Here is a 15775-nt window from a genome sequence, read left to right as displayed (position 1 = left end):
ATCTCCCTAGCGCAGCCGGGGCTGGATCTCGTTGATGAAGATGTCCTGCTTCTGCCCGGCCGTCAGGTGGCAGGCAGCCGCGCGACCGTCACCCAGCGGCGGCCGGGTCGTGGTGCACAGGTCGCCCTCGACCCGGTCCTTGAAGGTGCAGCGCGGGTTGAAGCGGCAGCCCGACGGCGGGGTGAGCAGGGACGGCGGCGTGCCCGGGATGGGCGTCAGCGCCTTGCTGATGTCGCTGTCCAGGCGCGGCATGGAGCTGAGCAGGCCCCAGGTGTAGGGGTGCCGCGGAGCGCCGAGCACCTCCTTCATGGTGCCGCGTTCCACGGCCCGGCCCGCGTACATCACCAGCAGGTCGTCCGCCATCTTCGAGATGACGCCGAGGTCGTGGGTGATGAAGATGATCGCGGAGCCGAACTCCTGCTGGAGGTCCTTGAGCAGGTCCAGGATCTGGGCCTGCACGGTGACGTCCAGCGCGGTGGTGGGCTCGTCGGCGATCAGGAGGTCGGGGTCGCACATCAGGGCCATGGCGATCATGGCGCGCTGGCGCATACCGCCGGAGAACTGGTGCGGGTAGTCGCCGAACCGGGCCTTGGGCTGGGGGATGCCGACCTTCTCCAGCATCTGGATCGCCCGGTCCTTGGCCTCCTTCTTGGAGGCGCCCATGTGCTTCATGTAGGGCTCGGACAGCTGCCGGCCCACGGTGTAGTACGGGGACAGGGCGGTCAGCGGATCCTGGAAGATCATCGCCATCTTGTTGCCGCGGAGCTTCTCGAGCTCGTTCTCGCGGGCGGTGATCAGCTCCTGCCCGTCCAGCAGGATCTCGCCGTCGATGGTGGCGAACTGACGGTTGTGCAGCCCCAGGATGGTCAGGTTGGTCACCGACTTGCCCGAGCCCGACTCGCCCACGATGCCGAGCGTCTGGCCCCGCTCCAGGTCGAACGAGAGCCCGTCGACGGCCTTGACGACGCCGTCCTCGGTCTTGAACCGGACGCGCAGGTCGCGCACCGACAGGAACGCCCCGGCGTCGGCCGAGGAGGGAGCCCCCGATTCCTTGGTCAGAGTGGTCACAGAAAGCTCCTAGGACAGCCGCACGCGCGGGTCGATGAAGGCATAGCAGGCATCGACGACGATGTTGAACAGAAGGATCATGGCGGCCGAGAACAGCATCACACCGAGCAGCAGGGGCAGGTCGCTGAAGCTCACCGCTTCCACGGCCAGTCGGCCGAGGCCCGGCAGACCGAAGGTGAACTCCGTGATGATCGCGCCGCCCAGCAGCGAGGCGATGTCGATACCGAAGATCGTCACGATCGGGATCAGCGAACCGCGCCAGGCGTAGCGGAAGAAGACGTAGCGCTGGGACATGCCCTTGGCGCGGGCGGTCCGGACGTGCTCCTCCTGGAGCTGCTCGATCATCGACGACCGCGCCATACGAGTGTACTGAGCGGCGAAGATCGTCGAGAGCACGGCCCAGGGGATGATCAGCCCGGAGAACCAGGCCATGGGGTCCTCGGTCAGTGCCGTGTACTTGGGCTCGTCGAACGCGCCCATCTGGTACACGAGGATGGCGAGCGCGAGCGGGCCGAGGAAGTAGATCTGCATGGAGCTGAGGACCATCGCGCCCGCGGTGAAGGCCTTGTCGATGATCGTGCCGCGCTTCCAGGCGGCGAGCATGCCCGAGCCCAGTCCGACGACGAGGAAGAGGATCGCGGCGCCGACGGCCAGCGAGACGGTGGTCGGGAGCCGGTCGACCAGGGTCGTCCACACGTTCTCGTTGGTGTGGTACGAGTAGCCGAAGCACGGGGCCGGGCAGGCCCCCTGGGCGAAGTCGTCCCGCCCCATGACCAGGCCCGACAGGAAGATCCAGAACTGTTCGGGAATCGACTTGTCGAGACCGAGCGTCCGGTGGATGTTCTCCAGCGCGTCCGGGGTGCAGGTCTTGCCGCACATCAGCAGCGCCGGATCGCGTGGCATGCCGAAGAAGAGAAGGAACGCGACCATGGTCAACAGGACCAGGATCACGACGGCGCCGAGAGACCGGCGGAGGATGAAGCGCAGCATCAGAAAGCAGCTTTCGGGCGTGGGAAGCCTGGCGGGCGAGGGGCGCCCCATCTCGACGATGGGGCGCCCTGGAAACCCCGCTGGGGGTCGGAGGTGTTACTTCACAAACAGCCTGCGCGGGTCGACGGCGCCGAGGACGTCGTCGTACACGAGGCCGCCGATCTTCGAACCGGCGATCTGGGTCTGCTTGTAGTACGCCGTCGGGATGTTGGAGATGACGTTCTCGACGATGTACTCGTTGACCTTGTTCCACTCCTCAGCGGCCTTGACCGGGTCCGTGATCTTGTTGATCCGGTCGATGTCCGCGTTGACCTTCGGGTCGTCGATGTGCGCGTAGTTCGACGAGCCGTCCTGGATCTGGCGGCCGTCGTACAGCGGCGGGATGACGGTCGAGGCGCTCGGCCAGTCCGCGCCCCACGCGGTGTGGTAGATGTCGTAGTTGTTGTCGACCTTGCTGATCTGGTCGTAGTACGTCTCGGCCGGGATCTCCTGGCGCTGGACGTCGAAGCCGGCCTTCTCCAGGCCCGCCGCCATGGCGGTGGAGTACTGCTGGCCCTCGGGGGTGTTGATGTAGCCGAAGGTGAGCTTCAGGCCTTCCTTGCCGGCTTCCTTGAGGAGCGCCTTGGCCTTCTCCGGGTCACCGGCCGGCTTCTTCTTCTTGCCGAACGGGTCGAAGTTGGCGTTGTAGCCGGAGACGGTCGGGCTGATCAGACCGCCGGCGACCTCCATGGCCTGGGCGCCGCCGTAGGCGCGGACGAAGGGCGTGATGGGCAGCGCGTGCGCGATGGCCTCACGGACCTTCTTGTCCTGCATCTCCTTCTGCGACAGGTTGATGTTCATCTGGCCGACGTAGGGCTGGTAGCCCGAGACCGTGCGGTCCTTCAGCGAGGCGTCGCTGAGCACCTTGGACAGGTTGCCCGCGTCGACCTGGTTGTTGAAGCTGATCGCGGTGGAGTTGGCGCCCGAGTCGGACAGCAGCGCCTTCGTGGAGTCCTCGTACTGCTTGTTGAAGACGAAGTTGAACTGGTCCACGTACTGGTGACGGATCGGGTCCGTCTTCGGGTCCCAGTTCTCGTTCTTGACCAGCGTCATGGACTTGCCGGACTTGAAGTCCTTGATCTTGTACGGGCCGGCCGTCATCGGGGCCTTGTCGTACTTCTCCTGGGTGTCCTTCTTCTCGGACACGATGGAGTATCCGGCCATCGCGAGCGCGTACGGCAGGTCGGCCTTCGGCTCCTTGAACTTGAAGACGATGGTCTTCTCGTCCGGCGTCTCCAGGATGCTGTCCGGCAGGTGCTTGCCCTTGTACGGACCGTCCTTGAGGAGCTTGCGGTACTCGACGCCCGGCGTGTTGGCCAGCCACTGCTGGATGTAGGTCGGACCGTTGGTGATGAACGGGGCGAAGAGACGCTCGAAGGTGTGGCGGACGTCGGCCGAGGTGATCGGCGTGCCGTCGGCCCACTTGACGCCGTCCTTGAGCGTGAACTTCCAGGTCTTGCCGCCGTCGGTGGTGGTGCCGCTGTCCGTGGCCAGGTCGCCGACGACCTCGTGCTTCGAGCCGTCGTCGCTGGTGGCCTTGTAGCCCGTCAGGCCACGGTGGATGATCGAGGACAGCGAGCCCTCGTCGGAGACGTAGATCTGGCCCGGGTCGAGGTGGGCGTAGCTGTCACGCTGCAGGACCGTCACGGTGCCGCCGCTCTTCGCACCGGGGACCTCGGGGGCCGGGCCGGTCGAGTCCTTGGCGTCACCGAACGCGATGCCCTCCTGCTGACGCTGGGCATTCTCCTTGTCCTGCTTGTTGCTGGTCCCTTCCTTGCTGCCGCCCTCGCTGCAGCCGGTGAGCACTAGTGCTCCGGCAGCGAGCAGGGATATGGCGGCGTACGTGTGGCGTCCACCCTTACCCATCACTCGGTTTCCCACCCATCTGTCTGTCTCACGTGCGATGAAATGAAGTGCCAGTCGGGCCGACGCGGGCGCCGTCCCATCCGGATTTGGGCGAGAGTGCCCATAGCTCCCGGTCAGCGAGCCGTCTTCGGGTCGAAGGCGTCACGGACCGAGTCCCCGAGCAGGTTGAACGCCACGATGAAGATGATCATGGAGATACCCGGGAAGAACATGTAGGTGATGTCGTTCTGCATCACGAGTTCGGTCGACGCCTTGGAGAACATCTGCCCCCAGTCGGGCGTCGGCTCGACGATGCCGACGCCGAGGAACGACAGTCCGGCCTCGGCGGTGACGAAGGCGGGGAGCATGTACGTCGACTGCACCAGGATCGGCGTGACCACGTTGGGGAGGATCTCCTTGCGGATGATCCGCCACGGGGACGCCCCGCTCACCTTGGCCGCCTCGATGAACTCGCGTCCGGCGAGGGACAGGGTAGCGCCGCGCAGGATGCGGCAGAGACTCATCCACCCCAGGAACCACATCACCGAGATCAGCGCCACCACCCGGACGTACACCGGGGTCTCGTCCTTGGGGTCCACGAACAGCGAGACCACGACCGGCATGCTCGCGATGAAGAACAGCTGCGACGGGAAGGCCAGCAGGAAGTCGACGACCCGGCTGATGGCGAAGTCGACCTTGCCCCCGAGGTAGCCGGCCATCACACCGAGGATGACGCCGGTGAGCACGGTGGCGACCGTCACGGCGAGGGAGATGCCGAGCGAGTTCCGGATGCCGTAGATCAGCTTGGTGAAGACGTCGTAGCCGTTGCCCGGCTCGAGACCGAACCAGAACTCACCGCTGATGCCGCCGTTGGGCATGATCGGGACGCCCGCGCTGTCGAACAGCTCGGGGCGCTCGTCCGCGTACACGGTGTACGGGTCCTTGCCGTACAGCTTCGAGATCACCGGCGCCAGCAGACCGATGAGGAAGAAGAACGCCACGATGCAGGCGGAGGTCACGCCCGCACGGTCACGCTTGAAGCGAATCCACATCAACTGCCCGGGGGAGCGGCCCTCAAGCTTCTTCTCACCCTCGACGGCGGAGGTCGCATCGAGCTCAGGGTCCAAGGCGACCGCGGAGCCGGAGCCCTCGGCCTTGACTGGACTGGTCATGTGTGTTCTTCCCCCGGGGGGTTGGAGAGTTGAGCGCAGCACAGATACCGGCAGGTTCTGTGGTTTGGGGGAACTTTCGCCAAGTGCATCAACGCGCGTCAAGGGCGGAAGGCAGAGGGATCTCCCTAGCGTCCATTTTTTGAGCAAAAATTGCAAAGATTGACACCTGCGCGCGCTTGACAGCTGAGATGGAAAATCGGCGAAACGGACATAACGGGAGGGATTTTTGTTTACATGTCCGAAACTTGATCGCCGAAGCACCGATATCCGAACAGGGCCTCACAGGCTTCTGAAAGGACCCTGAACAACCCGCCTGACCAACCCTCCGGACGCTCTCTGCGGACGGCCCCTGGACCACCTGTGAACGACGCGGCCCGGCCCTCCACCGCAGGGAAGGGCCGGGCCATCGTCTCACTGCCCGCCCAGAGGCCCTGAGAGGGCCCCTGAGCGTGCCGCGGGGGTGGGTCAGCCGTGCTTGGCGCGGCTCGCCGCACGGGCGCGCTCGCGGGCGTCCAGGTTCACCTTGCGGATGCGGACGGCCTCCGGGGTGACCTCGACGCACTCGTCGTCGCGGCAGAACTCCAGGGACTGCTCCAGCGACAGCTTGCGCGGCGGCACGATCGACTCCGCCACATCGGCCGTCGAGGACCGCATGTTGGTGAGCTTCTTCTCCTTGGTGATGTTGACGTCCATGTCGTCGGAGCGGGAGTTCTCGCCGACGATCATGCCCTCGTACACCTCGGTGCCGGGCTCCACGAAGAGCACGCCGCGCTCCTGGAGGTTGGTCATCGCGAAGGCGGTGACCGCTCCGGCGCGGTCGGCGACCAGCGAGCCGTTGTTGCGGGTCTGGAGGTTGCCGAACCACGGCTCGTGGCCCTCGTGGATCGAGTGGGCGATGCCGGTGCCGCGGGTCTGGGTGAGGAACTCCGTCCGGAATCCGATCAGACCGCGCGAGGGCACCACGAACTCCATGCGCACCCAGCCGGAGCCGTGGTTGGACATGTTGTCCATCCGGCCCTTGCGGACGCCCATCAGCTGGGTGACGGCGCCCATGTGCTCCTCGGGCACGTCGATCGTCATCCGCTCGACGGGCTCGTAGACCTTGCCGTCGACCTCCTTGGTGACGACCCGGGGCTTGCCGACGGTCAGCTCGTAGCCCTCCCGGCGCATGGTCTCGACCAGGATGGCCAGCGCCAGCTCGCCGCGGCCCTGCACCTCCCAGGCGTCGGGGCGCTCGGTGTCCAGGACGCGCAGCGAGACGTTGCCGATCAGCTCGCGGTCCAGGCGGTCCTTGACCTGGCGGGCGGTGACCTTGCGGTCCTTGACGGCCGCCTTCGCGTCGGCGCCCTTGCCGGTGCCGCCGCGGCCGACCAGCGGCGAGGTGTTGGTGCCGATGGTCATCGAGATCGCGGGCTCGTCCACCGTGATCAGCGGCAGCGGAACCGGGTTCTCCGGATCGGCCAGCGTCTCGCCGATCATGATCTCCGGGATGCCGGCGACCGCGCAGATGTCGCCCGGGCCCGCCTTCTCGGCCGGCTTGCGGGTGAGCGCCTCGGTCATCATCAGCTCGGAGATGCGCACGTTGGTGACGGACCCGTCACGCTTCATCCACGCGACCGTCTGCCCCTTCTTCAGCTCGCCCTGGTGGACGCGCAGCAGCGCGATGCGGCCGAGGAAGTTGTCGGCGTCCAGGTTGGTGACGTGCGCCTGGAGCGGGGCGTCCTCGTCGTAGGTCGGGGCCGGGATGTGCTGGAGGATCGCGGAGAAGAACGGCTCCAGGCTGTCGGAGTCGGAGGGGACCGTGCCGTCGGCCGGCTTGGTCAGCGACGCGATGCCGTCCCGGCCGCAGGCGTAGACGATCGGGAACTCGATCTGCTCCTCGTCCGCGTCCAGGTCCAGGAAGAGGTCGTAGGTCTCGTTGACGACCTCGTCGATCCGGGCGTCCGGCCGGTCCGTCTTGTTGATGCACAGGATGATCGGCAGGCGGGCCTGGAGCGCCTTGCGCAGCACGAAGCGGGTCTGCGGCAGCGGGCCCTCGGAGGCGTCGACCAGCAGCACCACGCCGTCCACCATCGACAGACCGCGCTCGACCTCGCCGCCGAAGTCGGCGTGGCCGGGGGTGTCGATGATGTTGATCGTGATCGGGTCCCCGCCGGCCTTCGGGTGGTACTTGACCGCCGTGTTCTTGGCGAGGATCGTGATGCCCTTCTCACGCTCCAGGTCGTTCGAGTCCATCATGCGGTCGTCGACGGAGTCGAGCTGGTGGGCGGCGAAGGCGCCGGCCTGCTTGAGCATGGCGTCGACGATGGTCGTCTTGCCGTGGTCGACGTGGGCGACGATGGCGACGTTGCGAATGTCGTGACGTGTAGTGGACACGGCCATAAAGCGGCGTTCTCCCGGAGTGTGAGGACGGCCCTGCTGCGTACGTCTGTGATACGCGGGCCCTGCCGGGCTTGACACGCCACGGCCTCACCCCATGGTACGTGGCCGCCGGAGCTCGGGCTTGCCGGGCCGATCAGCGAGACGGCCGCGGCCCCCCGGAGGGTCCCGCGGCGGGCCGCGCGGCCTTCCGCAGGAAGCCCATGTCCTCGTACACGGGGGTCTGGAAGCCGAAGGACCCGGTGTTGGCCAGGTTCTTGCGCACGGCCGTGAGCTGGGGGCGCTGGTAGAGCGGGATGGAGCCGGCCGCGGCCCAGATCCGGGCGTCGGCCTTGCGGATCAGGTCGCGCGACTTCTCGCGGTCCAGGGTGGCCGCGGCCCGGTCGAAGAGCTGGTCGACCTGGTCGGTGCCGACGCGGGTGTAGTTCTGCTCGACGGTCAGCGAGCCGTCGGCGGCCGGGACGGGCTTGGCGTAGATGGGGCGGGCGTCGGTCGCCGGGAAGGCGGAGGCGGGCCAGGAGTAGAGGGCCAGGTCGAACTCTCCGGAGGCGATGTGGTCCTTGAAGTAGCTCTCGCCGGGCACCTTGGTCCGCTCGACGCGGATGCCGAGGCGGCCGAGCATGCGGGTGATCCGGTCGGCGACCTCGTGCAGGACCTCGGAGCCCGGGCCGGTGGGGAGCACGAAGCGCAGGGTGAGCGGCTTGCCGTCCTTGGCCAGCGGCCCGGCCGCGGCGCCGGCCGGGGCGGGGGTGCCCTTGGGGGCGTAGGCGCCGGGGGCGCCGCCCTGCTTGTGCTGCTTGCCGTCCTGGGCGAGGTGGTCGCGGTCGGTGTCACGGTCCGCGGGGTGGTCGGCTTCGCGGTCGGTGTCGCGGTCCGCGTCCCGGTCGTCCTCGCGGCCGGGCGCCTTCCCCTCGCCGTCGGCCCGCGCCTTGCCGTCCTGGCCCACGATGTACGTGCCGTCCTCGCCGCCGGGGGACTCGGGCTCGGCGGACCCGGTCGCCCCTGACCCGCTCGCACCGGACCCGGCTCCGGCCGCCCCGTCCTCGGACGACGCCGCACCCTCGCCGTCGCCGCCCTCGCCCTCGTCCCCCGCGCCGGCCGCCTTCCCGCTCCTGCCCGGCTCGTCGAGGGGACCGCCCCGCACCCATCCGGCGTCCGCGAGCAGCGCGCGGGCCTCCTTGGGGTCCTCGTCGCCGAGGGCGCCGCTGTTGTCGGCGTAGGCGGGCTGGCCGGCCAGCGCGAGGTGGCTGCCGACGGGTTCCGCGGGCAGGCCGAGGGGCCGCAGCACCATCCGGGCCAGCTCTCGGCGGTCGAGGGCGCGGGCGACGGCCCGGCGCACCCGTTCGTCGGCGAGGGGACCCTCGGCGCCGTTGAGGGCGAGCTGGGTGAAGGCCGGCTCCAGGGACCTGCGGACCTCGAAGGCGGCCAGCGCCCGGTCGGGGCCCCGCTGCCCGGCGGGCCCCTGCTCGCCGTCGCCGGCCGCCGCACCCTCGGGTTCCGCGGACCGGCCGGACGGCGCGGAGGCGCTCGCCGACGGCCCGCCCGCCCCCTCGTCCGGCCCCGCCGCCGTGATCCTGCGGGCCCCGGCGGCGTCCACCTCCGCCACGTCGACCCGCCCCTCCGCCAGCGCCCCGACCCGCTGCGCGCGCGGTACGGCCCGCAGCACGATCGCGTCCAGCTTGGGCGCTGCGCCCCACCAGCGGGTGTTGCGGGCGAGGGTGACCTCGTCGTCCTCGCGGTCGACCTCGCGCACGGTGAACGGCCCGGCGGTGACCTTCAGCCGGCGGCGCGCCCCGTCGTTGAACGCGTCCGGCGTGCCCATCACGTCCTTCGGGTACAGCGGCGAGAACAGCGACTGCCAGTCGGCGTAGGGGCGGCTGAAAGTTACCTTGACCTCCAGGTCGTTCTTGCCCCGCTCGATCCGCTCGATCCGCTCGTACCCGGCGTTGCGGGCGGTCCAGTAGGCGCTGTCCCGGCCCGACAGGGCGCGCCACTGGGCGGCGAAGTCGGCCGCGCCGATCTCCCTGCCGTCGCTCCAGACCGCCTGCTGGTTGAGCCGGTAGAGCACGACCTGCCGTGGCTTGGTGTCGACGACCTTGGCCGATTCCAGATAGTCGGTGTTGATTTCCGGCCGGCCGTTCGCGTCGAGCCGGTACATCGACGGCAGCACCGCCTGGGCGATCCGCGTGGTCGTGGCGTCGGCGTCCGCCTGGAAGGTGTTCATCGTCTGCGGCACCGCGTCCACCGCCCAGCGCAGCGTCCCCCCGTCGGCGACGCGGGCCCGGGCGGCGGGGGCGATGTCCTGGTGGGCCGGCGGCCGGCCGGCCTCCTTCTCGGAGCTGCACCCGGCGAGAGCGGGGACCGCGAGCGCTCCCGCGGTCAGGAAGACGACCGAGCGCAGTACGGCGCGCGGTCCGACTCCGGCGTGGGACATCTCTGGGTACCTCCGGGAAGCCGCGGGCGTTACGATCACTTTTGGCGGTATATGGTGCTGATCAGATGAGATTCGTCCGTATGCGGCCACTGAAGAGGAAAGGGTTCAGCAGCGACCGGCGACACGGCGGCGCGAGGTGACAAGCCCACCCGTGCGGCGCAACACGCTCCCGGCAGTGCACCCGCACGACTCGGCCAATCGGTGCACCGCCCTTCCCAGCGATGGGTGTGACGCGCAACACTCTCAGGCGCATGAACGTCCCCGTCCGCATCCGGCCGACCGGCCGACGGAAGTGAGGTCACGTCATGTCCGTGCACGACGAACTGACATCCATCCAGCGCTGTCTCGACGATCTGGCCAGGTCGGTGGGCCGGCTGGAACAGCGGCTCGGCGCCGGCGCGCTCGACGTGCGCCGCGTCCGCACCGACTGCGACCACCTGCGCGAGAGCGTGGCGCTGCTACGCTCGGCGGCCGCGCAGAGCCCGGCCGGCCGGCCGGAGCTGGTCACGATCCCCGACACGCCGTACGACAACAGCCTGTGGGTCGACACGGACGACGAGGGACTCGGCGCCCGCGACCGGCGCGCCCCCTGACCCGAGCCGTCGCGCCGACCCGAACCGTCGCGCCCCCTGACCCGACCGGAGTCAAACGTTGGCCACTGGTACGGAACCCCCCACCACGGAGCCCCAGCCTTCCGGCGGCGGTGTGCGCGGCCCCGCGCGCGCCGCCATCGCCGCCCCGCACCTGCGGACCGACCGCTGGTGGCTGGCGCCCGCCGCCAACGCGGCCGGCCTGCTCGCCTTCATCGTCTACTCGACCTGGCGGGCCTTCGCGAACGCCGACTACTACGCCGCCCCGTACGTCTCGCCGTTCTACTCCCCCTGCCTGGCGGAGAACTGCGAGCCCATGCGGTCCGGACCCAACTGGGAGATCTTCGGCAGCTGGTGGGGCCTGTCCCCCGCGATCCTGATCCTGGTCTTCCCGCTCGGCTTCCGCCTGACCTGCTACTACTACCGCAAGGCCTACTACCGGGGCTTCTGGGCGTCCCCGCCGGCCTGCGCGGTCGCCGAGCCGCACCGGAAGTACACCGGCGAGACCCGCTTCCCGCTGATCCTGCAGAACCTGCACCGGTACTTCTTCTACGCCGCGCTCCCGGTCGCCGCCATCCTCACCTACGACACCGTCCTCGCCTTCCGCGACGAGCACTACGCGTGGGGACACATGGGCCTGGGCACCCTGGTCTTCCTCGTCAACATCGTGCTGATCTGGGCGTACACCCTCTCCTGCCACTCCTGCCGGCACATCGTCGGCGGCAAGCTCAAGCACTTCTCCAGGCATCCGGTGCGCTACCGGATGTGGCGGCTGGTGGGGTGGCTCAACGCCCGGCACATGCTGCTCGCCTGGACGTCGCTGGTGAGCGTCGCGCTCGCCGACCTGTACGTGTACCTCGTCGCGTCCGGCGCCTTCGACGATCCGCGCTTCTTCTGATGACTGGGGCCTTGTGATGTCCGTGGTGGACCGGCAGCAATGGGACGTCGTGGTGGTCGGGGCCGGCGGCGCCGGTCTGCGGGCGGCCGTCGAGGCGCGCGAGCGGGGCGCCCGTACGGCGGTGATCTGCAAGTCGCTGTTCGGCAAGGCGCACACCGTGATGGCCGAGGGCGGCATCGCGGCGGCGATGGCCAACGCCAACCCGAACGACAACTGGCAGGTGCACTTCCGCGACACGATGCGCGGCGGCAAGTTCCTCAACCAGTGGCGGATGGCCGAGCTGCACGCCCAGGAGGCCCCGGACCGGGTCTGGGAGCTGGAGACCTGGGGAGCGCTGTTCGACCGCACCGCGGACGGCCGGATCTCGCAGCGCAACTTCGGCGGCCACGAGTACCCGCGCCTCGCCCACGTCGGCGACCGCACCGGCCTGGAGCTGATCCGCACCCTCCAGCAGAAGGTCGTCTCGCTCCAGCAGGAGGACCACCGCGCGACCGGCGACTACGAGTCACGGCTGAAGGTCTTCCAGGAGTGCACGGTCACGCGGGTGCTCAAGGACGGCGACCGGGTCTGCGGGGTCTTCGGCTACGAGCGGGAGTCCGGCCGGTTCCAGGTGTGGGAGGCGCCCGCCGTGGTGATCGCGACGGGCGGCATCGGAAAGTCGTTCAAGGTCACCTCGAACTCGTGGGAGTACACCGGCGACGGCCACGCGCTGGCGCTGCTCGCGGGCGCGCCGCTGCTGAACATGGAGTTCGTGCAGTTCCACCCGACGGGGATGGTCTGGCCGCCGTCGGTCAAGGGCATCCTCGTCACCGAGTCGGTGCGCGGCGACGGCGGGGTGCTGCGCAACTCCGACGGCAAGCGCTTCATGTTCGACTACATCCCCGACGTCTTCCGGGAGAAGTACGCCGAGACCGAGGACGAGGCCGACCGCTGGTACGACGACCCCGAGGGCAACCGGCGGCCCCCCGAGCTGCTCCCCCGCGACGAGGTGGCCCGCGCGATCAACACCGAGGTCAAGGAGGGGCGCGGCTCCCCGCACGGCGGGGTGTTCCTGGACGTGTCGACGCGGATGCCGGCCGAGGTGATCAAGCGGCGGCTGCCGTCGATGTACCACCAGTTCAAGGAGCTGGCCGACGTCGACATCACCGCGGAGCCCATGGAGGTCGGGCCCACCTGCCACTACGTGATGGGCGGCATCGCCGTCGACTCCGACACGGCGGCGGCGCGCGGGGTGCCGGGGCTGTACGCGGCCGGCGAGGTGGCCGGCGGGATGCACGGCTCCAACCGGCTGGGCGGCAACTCGCTGTCCGACCTGCTGGTCTTCGGACGCCGGGCGGGGTGGCACGCCGCCGAGTACGCGGCGGGGCTCGGCGCGGGGCGGCCCGTGGTGGACGACGCCCAGGTCGAGGCGGCGGGGGCGGAGGCGCTGCGGCCGTTCTCGGCGGAGGGCGCCGCCGCGGGCGTGACGCCGGGCGCGTCGCCCGGCGGGGAGCCCGCAGGGCCGCCGGAGAACCCGTACACCCTGCACCAGGAGCTCCAGCAGACGATGAACGACCTGGTCGGCATCATCCGCCGGGAGGCGGAGATGAAACAGGCCCTGGAGAAGCTGGCGGAGCTGCGGGCGCGGGTCGGCCGGGCCGGGGTGGAGGGCCACCGTCAGTTCAACCCGGGCTGGCACCTCGCGCTGGACCTGCGGAACATGCTGCTGGTCAGCGAGTGCGTGGCCCGGGCGGCTCTGGAGCGCACCGAGTCGCGCGGCGGGCACACCCGCGAGGACCATCCGTCGATGGACCGCAAGTGGCGCCGGATCAATCTGCTGTGCCGGCTGACCGACCCGGCCGGCGGTCTCACGGCCGCCGACCCGGCCCGCGGCCGGATCGGACTCGTACGGGAGACCACCGAACCCGTCCGCCCGGACCTGCTCGCCCTCTTCGCGAAGGAGGAGCTGGTCAAGTACCTGGCCGAAGAGGAGCTGTACGAGTGAGCGGCTACGAGGCGCGTTTCCGGGTGTGGCGGGGCGACGCGGGCGGCGGCGGCCTGGAGGACTTCACGGTCGCCGTCAACGAGGGCGAGGTGGTCCTCGACATCATCCACCGTCTCCAGGCGACCCAGGCCCCCGATCTGGCGGTGCGCTGGAACTGCAAGGCCGGCAAGTGCGGTTCGTGCTCGGCGGAGATCAACGGGCGGCCCCGGCTGCTGTGCATGACCCGGATGTCGGTGTTCGCGCCCGATGAGACGGTCACCGTCACCCCGCTGCGGGCGTTCCCGGTGGTGCGGGACCTGGTCACGGACGTCGGCTTCAACTACGCCAAGGCCCGTGAGGTCCCGGCGTTCGTGCCGCCGGCCGGGGTGGCGCCGGGCGAGTACCGCATGATGCAGGAGGACGTGGACCGCTCGCAGGAGTTCCGCAAGTGCATCGAGTGCTTCCTGTGCCAGGACACCTGCCATGTGGTGCGCGACCACGAGGAGAACAAGCAGGCCTTCGCCGGTCCGCGGTTCCTGATGCGGATCGCCGAACTGGACATGCACCCGCTGGACGCGGCGGCGGACGCCGGCCTGGACCGCGAGGCCACCGCGCAGGACGAGCACGGGCTCGGCTACTGCAACATCACCAAGTGCTGCACCGAGGTCTGCCCCGAGGGCATCAAGATCACCGACAACGCGCTGATCCCGCTGAAGGAGCGCGCGGTGGACCGCAAGTACCGCCCCCTGGTGTGGCTGGGGTCGAAGATCGGGCGTCGCGGGACGTAACGCCCGGTCGCGGGAGCGCGTGCGCGCCCCTACGCTCCGAGATGTGACGCCCTCCTCGCCCTCCTCGAAGCGGGGCCGGTCCCGGCGCGCGCCCGCGCACATATCGGTGCGGATCGCGCACACGGCGCTCGGCGTGACGGCCGCGGTGGTGTGGCTGGTGTCGGTGATGACGGTGACGCCGGGCGGACCCGGCGTGCCGGACGCGCCGGCGCGGGCCGGCCGGCCGGCCGCCGCGCCGAGCCCCGTGGCCGCGGCCGCCCGCGAGGACGACGTCGAGGAGACGGCCACGGCCGACCTGGTGCTGCCGCTGGTCGCCGTGGGCGCGGCCGGCGCGGTGGCGGCGTACGCCTGTGCCCGGCGCACCCGGCGGGCCCGGTCCCGTACGACGCCGGGCGGGACGCCGGTACGGCTCACGGACGCGCCGTCGCCCGATCCCGGCCCCGAACGGCAGGCGCGGGCCCTTTTGGTGGAGGCGGACGACTGCGTGCGCACCTGCCGGGAGGAACTCCTCTTCGCCGAGGCCGTGGCCGGCCCGCAGGCCGTGGCGCCCTACGCGGCGGCGCTGCGGGCGGCGGAGTCGGAGCTGTCGGCCGCGTTCCGGATGCGGCAGCGGTACGACGAGGGGGTGCCTGCGGAGGAGACGGCCCGCCGGCACGCGCTCGCCGGGATCGTCGGCCGGTGCGCGGAGGCGGGGCGGCGGCTGGACGCGCAGGCCGCCGCGTTCGACGTGCTGCGCGGGCTGGAGCGCGGGCCCGGGCCCGCGCTGGAGGTGGCGGAGGCGCGGTTCCGTGAGCTGGCGGCGGTGCGCGCGCCGGCGGCGGAGTCGCTCCTCGCCGATCTGGGCAAGCGGTACGCGCCGGGCGCGGTCGCCCCGGTCGCCGGGCACCTCGACCGCGCCAAGGACCGGCTGGTGTTCGCCACGACCCGGCTGAACCTCGCCCGCCAGTGCGCCGACCGGGACGAGCCCGACCGCGCCGCCGCGCATCTGCGGGCCGCGGAGGGCGCGGTGGCGCAGGCGGGGGTGCTGGTGGCGGGCGTGGAACGGTTCGCCGAGGAGCTGGCGGAGGCGGAAGGGCTGGTGCCGGCGGCGCTCACCGGGGCGGAGACGGAGCTGGCGGCCGCGGGTGCGGCGCGGGCGGTGCGCGCCGACGCCGTGCCGGCCGCCGTACGCGCGGAGCTGACGGGGGGGCCGTACGACCCGCTGGACGCCCTGCGCCGGATCGTGCGGGCGGTGACGCCGCTCGCGTCGGGGCGCGCGGGGGTGCTGGGGGCCGCGGCGGAGCTGGCGGCGCGCAGCGCGGTGGGCGCGGCGGAGGACTACGCCACGACGCACCGGGGCGTGGTGGGGGCCGAGGCCCGCACCCGGCTGACGGCGGCGCACCGGCTGCTCCCGGACGACCCGCTCACGGCCGACGCCCTGGCCCACGAGGCCCGTACCCTCGCCGAGCGCGACGTCCGCGACCACGGTCACCTGGAGACCCCGCTGCTGGCCGGCGTCCTCCTCGCAGGCCCGGCCGACCCCGCGCCGGCGAGCTACGGCGGACCGCGCACGCGGGCCCGCCGGGGGACGACGTCAGGTCCGTCGTAGGCCCGGAGGCAACCGTGGGCG

11 protein-coding genes are annotated in these 15775 nt (G+C 70.5%); 5 read left to right on the top strand and 6 right to left on the bottom strand.

Translation table 11 applies throughout. The features are described from left to right. Positions 1-6 precede the first annotated feature (6 nt). From ABZY13_RS00265 to ABZY13_RS00240, 6 genes are all read right to left on the bottom strand, one after another. On the bottom strand, positions 7-1068 hold the full coding sequence (locus tag ABZY13_RS00265; protein ID WP_356626366.1) for an ABC transporter ATP-binding protein: 1062 nt from the start codon (positions 1066-1068) through the stop codon (positions 7-9). A 9-nt stretch (positions 1069-1077) separates the two neighbouring features. After that, positions 1078-2058 (bottom strand): ABC transporter permease, encoded by a 981-nt coding sequence (locus ABZY13_RS00260; RefSeq protein ID WP_356626365.1) that lies wholly within the window; start codon positions 2056-2058, stop codon positions 1078-1080. 96 nt (positions 2059-2154) lie between these two features. After that, positions 2155-3963: an ABC transporter substrate-binding protein gene (locus ABZY13_RS00255; protein WP_356626363.1), complete on the bottom strand. Its 1809-nt coding sequence runs from the start codon at positions 3961-3963 to the stop codon at positions 2155-2157. A 113-nt stretch (positions 3964-4076) separates the two neighbouring features. Continuing rightward, the gene (locus ABZY13_RS00250) at positions 4077-5114 is read right to left on the bottom strand and encodes an ABC transporter permease (protein WP_356626361.1); all 1038 of its coding nucleotides are present in this window, start codon (positions 5112-5114) and stop codon (positions 4077-4079) included. Between the two features lie 465 nt (positions 5115-5579). Then, a complete protein-coding gene (gene typA, locus ABZY13_RS00245) occupies positions 5580-7496 on the bottom strand; it encodes a translational GTPase TypA (protein ID WP_356626359.1) in 1917 nt (638 codons plus the stop codon). Positions 7497-7629: 133 nt separating this feature from the next. Next, positions 7630-9927, bottom strand: coding sequence for an ABC transporter family substrate-binding protein (locus ABZY13_RS00240; protein WP_356626357.1), 2298 nt, complete (start codon positions 9925-9927; stop codon positions 7630-7632). A gap of 305 nt (positions 9928-10232) precedes the next feature. Between ABZY13_RS00240 and ABZY13_RS00235 the strand changes: the two genes are divergently transcribed. The 5 genes from ABZY13_RS00235 to ABZY13_RS00215 are packed head-to-tail and all read left to right on the top strand — an operon-like array spanning position 10233 to position 15754. After that, complete coding sequence (locus ABZY13_RS00235; RefSeq protein WP_356626356.1) at positions 10233-10520, top strand: hypothetical protein; 288 nt, start codon at positions 10233-10235, stop codon at positions 10518-10520. Between the two features lie 58 nt (positions 10521-10578). Then, positions 10579-11415 (top strand): hypothetical protein, encoded by an 837-nt coding sequence (locus tag ABZY13_RS00230; RefSeq protein WP_356626355.1) that lies wholly within the window; start codon positions 10579-10581, stop codon positions 11413-11415. 16 nt (positions 11416-11431) lie between these two features. After that, a complete protein-coding gene (locus ABZY13_RS00225) occupies positions 11432-13399 on the top strand; it encodes a fumarate reductase/succinate dehydrogenase flavoprotein subunit (RefSeq protein ID WP_356626354.1) in 1968 nt (655 codons plus the stop codon). Then, positions 13396-14166, top strand: a complete 771-nt coding sequence (locus tag ABZY13_RS00220; protein WP_356626352.1) for a succinate dehydrogenase/fumarate reductase iron-sulfur subunit — start codon at positions 13396-13398, stop codon at positions 14164-14166. Before ABZY13_RS00225 ends, ABZY13_RS00220 begins: the two co-directional genes overlap by 4 nt. Before the next feature lie 43 nt (positions 14167-14209). After that, the gene (locus ABZY13_RS00215; protein ID WP_356626350.1) at positions 14210-15754 is read left to right on the top strand and encodes a hypothetical protein; all 1545 of its coding nucleotides are present in this window, start codon (positions 14210-14212) and stop codon (positions 15752-15754) included. Positions 15755-15775: the final 21 nt, after the last annotated feature.

It is taken from the genome of Streptomyces sp. NPDC006610 (genome assembly GCF_040611575.1).
In the GTDB taxonomy this organism is placed as follows: domain Bacteria; phylum Actinomycetota; class Actinomycetes; order Streptomycetales; family Streptomycetaceae; genus Streptomyces.
The sequence above is the reverse complement of the archived record's forward strand: the minus strand, read 5'-3'. Positions and strand labels throughout refer to the sequence as shown.

What these genes read in the sequence shown, in the direction of transcription:
- ABZY13_RS00240 (WP_356626357.1), bottom strand. Translation starts at nt 9,927, where the DNA reads ATGTCCCACGCCGGAGTCGGACCGCGCGCCGTACTGCGCTCGGTCGTC.
- ABZY13_RS00260 (WP_356626365.1), bottom strand. Translation starts at nt 2,058, where the DNA reads ATGCTGCGCTTCATCCTCCGCCGGTCTCTCGGCGCCGTCGTGATCCTG.
- ABZY13_RS00255 (WP_356626363.1), bottom strand. Translation starts at nt 3,963, where the DNA reads ATGGGTAAGGGTGGACGCCACACGTACGCCGCCATATCCCTGCTCGCT.
- ABZY13_RS00235 (WP_356626356.1), top strand. Translation starts at nt 10,233, where the DNA reads ATGTCCGTGCACGACGAACTGACATCCATCCAGCGCTGTCTCGACGAT.
- ABZY13_RS00250 (WP_356626361.1), bottom strand. Translation starts at nt 5,114, where the DNA reads ATGACCAGTCCAGTCAAGGCCGAGGGCTCCGGCTCCGCGGTCGCCTTG.
- ABZY13_RS00225 (WP_356626354.1), top strand. Translation starts at nt 11,432, where the DNA reads ATGTCCGTGGTGGACCGGCAGCAATGGGACGTCGTGGTGGTCGGGGCC.
- typA (WP_356626359.1), bottom strand. Translation starts at nt 7,496, where the DNA reads ATGGCCGTGTCCACTACACGTCACGACATTCGCAACGTCGCCATCGTC.